Source organism: Mesorhizobium sp. M7A.F.Ca.AU.002.02.1.1 (assembly GCF_003998535.1).
Classification (GTDB): Bacteria; Pseudomonadota; Alphaproteobacteria; order Rhizobiales; family Rhizobiaceae; genus Mesorhizobium; species Mesorhizobium ciceri.
In genome coordinates, this window is sequence record NZ_RZPB01000548.1 from 1 (window position 1) to 4,198 (window position 4,198).

3 protein-coding genes and 2 pseudogenes are annotated in these 4,198 nt (G+C 62.8%); 3 read left to right on the top strand and 2 right to left on the bottom strand.

Annotated elements, in window-relative coordinates:
• From EN879_RS26380 to EN879_RS26390, 3 genes and pseudogenes are all read left to right on the top strand, one after another.
• Positions 1–204, top strand: a pseudogene (locus tag EN879_RS26380) (phosphonate ABC transporter, permease protein PhnE); the annotation flags it as partial.
• Between the two features lie 2 nt (positions 205–206).
• Positions 207–1,574 carry a phosphonate ABC transporter, permease protein PhnE gene (phnE, locus tag EN879_RS26385; protein WP_063169042.1) on the top strand — a complete coding sequence of 456 codons (1,368 nt, stop codon included), beginning with the start codon at positions 207–209 and terminating at the stop codon, positions 1,572–1,574.
• A gap of 273 nt (positions 1,575–1,847) precedes the next feature.
• Positions 1,848–2,786: an IS110 family transposase gene (locus EN879_RS26390; RefSeq protein ID WP_063169043.1), complete on the top strand. Its 939-nt coding sequence runs from the start codon at positions 1,848–1,850 to the stop codon at positions 2,784–2,786.
• Between the two features lie 216 nt (positions 2,787–3,002).
• On the opposite strand, the gene EN879_RS26395 is transcribed toward EN879_RS26390, so the two are convergent.
• A complete protein-coding gene (locus EN879_RS26395) occupies positions 3,003–3,854 on the bottom strand; it encodes a sugar phosphate isomerase/epimerase (protein ID WP_063169044.1) in 852 nt (283 codons plus the stop codon).
• A gap of 180 nt (positions 3,855–4,034) precedes the next feature.
• Positions 4,035–4,198, bottom strand: a pseudogene (locus tag EN879_RS40185) (gfo/Idh/MocA family oxidoreductase); the annotation flags it as partial.

The following is a 4,198-nucleotide window of genomic DNA, read 5'->3' on the forward strand; positions in this document are numbered from 1 at the left end:
AATGTCCGCATTTCCACCATCATGGGCGCGGTCGGCGGCGGCGGTATCGGCGAGGAGTTGAAGCTGTCGATCTCGCGCGGCTTCGGCGCCAAGACGATAGCCCTCGTGCTGCTCCTGTTCACGACGATCTTCATCGTCGACCAGTTCTCCGCCTGGCTGCGCCGCAAGCTGGTCGGCGAGCAGGCTTTCGTGATGAGCGCTTGACCATGGCCACCATGACCGCCGATCAGATCCAGTCGATCGAAGAGCGCTTCCCGCAGGTGTTCCAGCGGCCGTTCCACAAGCGCTTCGGGCCGCTGATGCTGCTTGGCGGCATCTTTCTCTACCTGCTGTACGCCTTGTGGTTCTTCAACCTGCCGCAGGTCATGCGGGAATCGCACTGGGAGCGCCTGCCGCTGTTCCTGACCCAGTGGATCAGCTACGACGTGCAGCCGATCTTCCGCCTCGATGAACCGCAGATCACTGCCAAATATCCACGCTTCTCCGTGCTCGGCCCGAACCCGGATCCGGACTGGGTCAAGACCAATGCCGATGGTTCGGTGACGATCCTGATCGACGGCACCGCCAAGTCGATCACCTTCACCAAGACGCAAGCGACGATAACTGCCAACGGTGAGACTGTCGCGGTCGCGCTCGGCACCGGCAAGCCGCTGATCTCGGGACCGGTTCCCGGCTGGATCACCGCGCATGAGGATGAGGTGGTCGCCGACATGGGCTTTGCCGGCGAGTCCCGCGTCGCCGTTGACCGCGTCAGGATACGCAAGCGGTTTCTAGGCTGGGCAAATTTCGTCTTCGACACGCGTTCGCCTTTCTTCGGCAAGTCGGCAAGCGAAGTCGCTTCGCTGATCGTCTCCGGGCCGGAACTGAAACCGGGCACGTCAAATCTGGCGCTGGCCGGCGACAACATCTGGAACAACGCCCAGTGGCAGCATGGCGATGTCTGGACGAAGCTCCTGCAGACCATCGTCATGGCCTTTCTCGGCACCATGCTGGGCGGCATCGTCGCCTTCCCGCTGGCCTTCTTCGCCGCCCGCAACATCACGCCCAGCCGGCTGGTCAACCAGGTGCTCAAGCGCTTCTTCGATTTCATGCGCTCCATCGACATGCTGATCTGGGCGCTGTTCTTCACCCGCGCCTTCGGGCCGGGACCGCTGGCTGGCAGTGCGGCGATCTTCTTCACAGAGGTCGGCACGCTCGGCAAAACCTATTCCGAGGCGCTGGAGAACATCGACGACAGGCCGCGCGAGGGGATTACCTCGACCGGAGCCAACGGCCTCCTGGTGCAGCGCTACGGCGTGCTGCCGGAAGTGGTGCCGGTGTTCATCAGCCAGACGCTCTATCAGTGGGAATCCAACACCCGCGGCGCCACCATCATCGGCGCTGTCGGCGCCGGCGGCATCGGCCTGAAACTGTGGGAAGCGATGCGCACCAACTCAAACTGGGCCAACGTCTTCTACATGGTGCTGCTGATCTTGGCCGTCGTCTTCATCTTCGACAACATCTCCAACTTCCTGCGCCGCCGGCTGAGCCAGACGATCCACGACTACAACAGGATCCAGGCTGAGCAGGGGTAGGCTTGTGATGCAGACGCGCAAGTCGTCTCGACCGGCGCCAAAGGATCGACCCCCACTCCGTCGAGCTTCGCTCGACACCTTGTATCTACACGAGAGAGATTTCGTGGGATTAGAGCGATTGAGCCAAGGTCCGGGTGGCCGCCCGGACCTTGGCTTGGCGAAGTCGCCCGTACCACCTGAGGTTACAGCCGCGGGAGAGCTTGGGATCTTCGCCTTCATCACGCACGACCGAACAGTCGCTTGGTTCCAACCGTACGCACAAGGCAGGTTACCGTGAACAGGATTATTTGTGGAGTTGATGTTTCGAAAGATTGGCTGGACGCGCATGTCTGGCCTGGCGGAGCGGCAGCGCGCTTCGCCAACGACGCGGCGGGGATCGCAGCTCTTTGGCTGTTCTGCCGCAGCCATGACGCAGTCCTTGCGGTGATGGAGGCATCGGGCGGCTATGAACGGCTGGGATTCATGCTCTTGTGGGCGCACGGCATGCCGTGCGGCGTGGTCAATGCCAAGAGCGTGCGCCGTTTCGCCGAGGCGATGGGCTATCTTGAGAAGACCGACAGGATCGACGCCGCTGTCATCGCCCACTACGGCGCAGTCAAGAACACTGTGCCGACGCCACCGCCAAGCGCCGCCCAGCAGCGGCTTGCCGCGTTGGTTGGCCGGCTTTGCCAGATTGTCGGCGATGCGACCATCAACAAGCAGCGTAGAAGTGCCGCACGCGACGCCGAGGTATGCGCCAGCATCGAGGCGATGCTGGCCTTCCTCAAGCGCGAGCAACGGCGCCTGGAAGGCGAGATTGCCTCGATGATCGATGACGATCCGCTGTGGGCCAGGCTGGAGCAGGCCTTTCGTTCGCTGAAGGGCGTGGCCGGACGCACCGTCGCCCGCCTGATGGCCGAACTGCCCGAGATCGGCCTCATCTCCAACAAGGCCATCGCCAAGCTGGCAGGCCTCGCTCCCTTCGCCAACGATAGCGGCAAGCGCACCGGCAACAGGCATGTGCGCGGCGGACGCGCCGGGCCGCGTGGCATCCTCTTCATCGTCGCAGCCATCGTGGCCAAATTCGATCCCAATCTCAAAGCTTTCGCTCAACGGTTGCAACAGGCGGGAAAGCCAAAAATGCTCATCCGCATCGCACTCGCCAGAAAACTCCTCGTCATCCTCAATGCAAAAGCACGCGATGCGCGCAACGAGTTCGCGAGTGCAACTTGACACCCCAGATAGTCGCTCTCCCCCGATCGACGGGGTAGAGGAAAGCGCCAGGCTGTCCGAGCCGACGCCTGTCCTCTTAGGCCGAGTGTCCCCCAGGCCGAGGCTTCCTTCCTCTCCCTCCGGAGGGGGGAGAGAGGTGGCTCGGCGAAGCCGAGACGGAGTGGGGGAACCACCTGGCAACCGCCGCGAACGCAAATAGAAAATGGGCCAGGGCGCCTAAGCCGCCTTCTTCCACCCGCTCTTGATATGCCTATACCCCTCCCGATAAACCGCTTCCGGGGTCTCTGAAAAATCCCGCCACACCTTGGTCGCCGCCGCCAAATCCTTGAGTGAGCGGCCGAACGCCTCGATCGTCAGCCAATCGTCATAGCCGCTCTTGCGGATGGCGGAAAACGTTTCGGTCCACGGAATGTTGCCGCGCCCCGGCACGCCGCGATCATTCTCCGAGATATGGATATGCACGACATTCCTGCGGTGTTTCGTGTAGGCGCCGATCGGGTCGGCCTCCTCGATATTGGCGTGGAAGGTGTCGTACATCGCCTTGATGTGCGGCCGGTCGATGGCGTCGATATGCTCCGACAGGTCCGCCATCGTGTTGAGCAGGTAGCATTCGAAGCGGTTCAGCGCCTCGAGCCCGATGGTGACGCCCTTGTTGCCGGCATGGTCGCCGATGGCGCGCTGCGAGCCGACGGAGCGCTTCTTCTCCGCGGCCGTCGGCCCAGAGCCGGAAAAGGACCCGAGCGTCGAATGCAGAGGGCCGCTCAGCGTGCTGGCGCCAAGCGCCTGCGCGCAGTCGATCGCCCATTTCATGTAGTCGACACCGGCCTTGCGGGTTGCCGCGTCGGCCGCGATCAAATTCATCGCCGGATCGCCCATGGCCGAAACCGCAGTCCGCTCCAGCCCGATGCGGTCGAGCAGATCGCCGAGCTTTCTATAATCGTCCGGCGTGCCGGCGAAGATCGGTATCTCGACGCCATCGAAACCGGTCGCCTTGATGTCGCGCAGCAGCGGCTCGTGTTTCTTCGACACCGCCGTCGTCCACAAGAACATGCACATGCCGATTTTCATCGACGCCCCCTCCCCTTAGATTCCTCGGATCGCCGGGGTGTTGAGATTCAGGTCAGGCCAAGCCGAAAACGGCTGGTTCCGAGAACCGGAGCGGAGCGTACTTTTGGGTACGTGAGCACCGGAAGCGCAGGAAACGGCCGTTTGCAGGCCGGCCTCACCTGAATCTCAGCGCCCCTTGGACTAGAGCTTCGTCCACGCCCCGTTCTTCTTCGACGACTTCACGCAAGCCTCGATGAAGGCCATGCCCTCGACGCCGTCCTGTATGGTCGGGAAGACGACATCCTTTGCCGGCTTGCCGCCCTTGCGGCGTGCCGCCCGGATGGCGCGTGCGGCCTCCTGGTAGA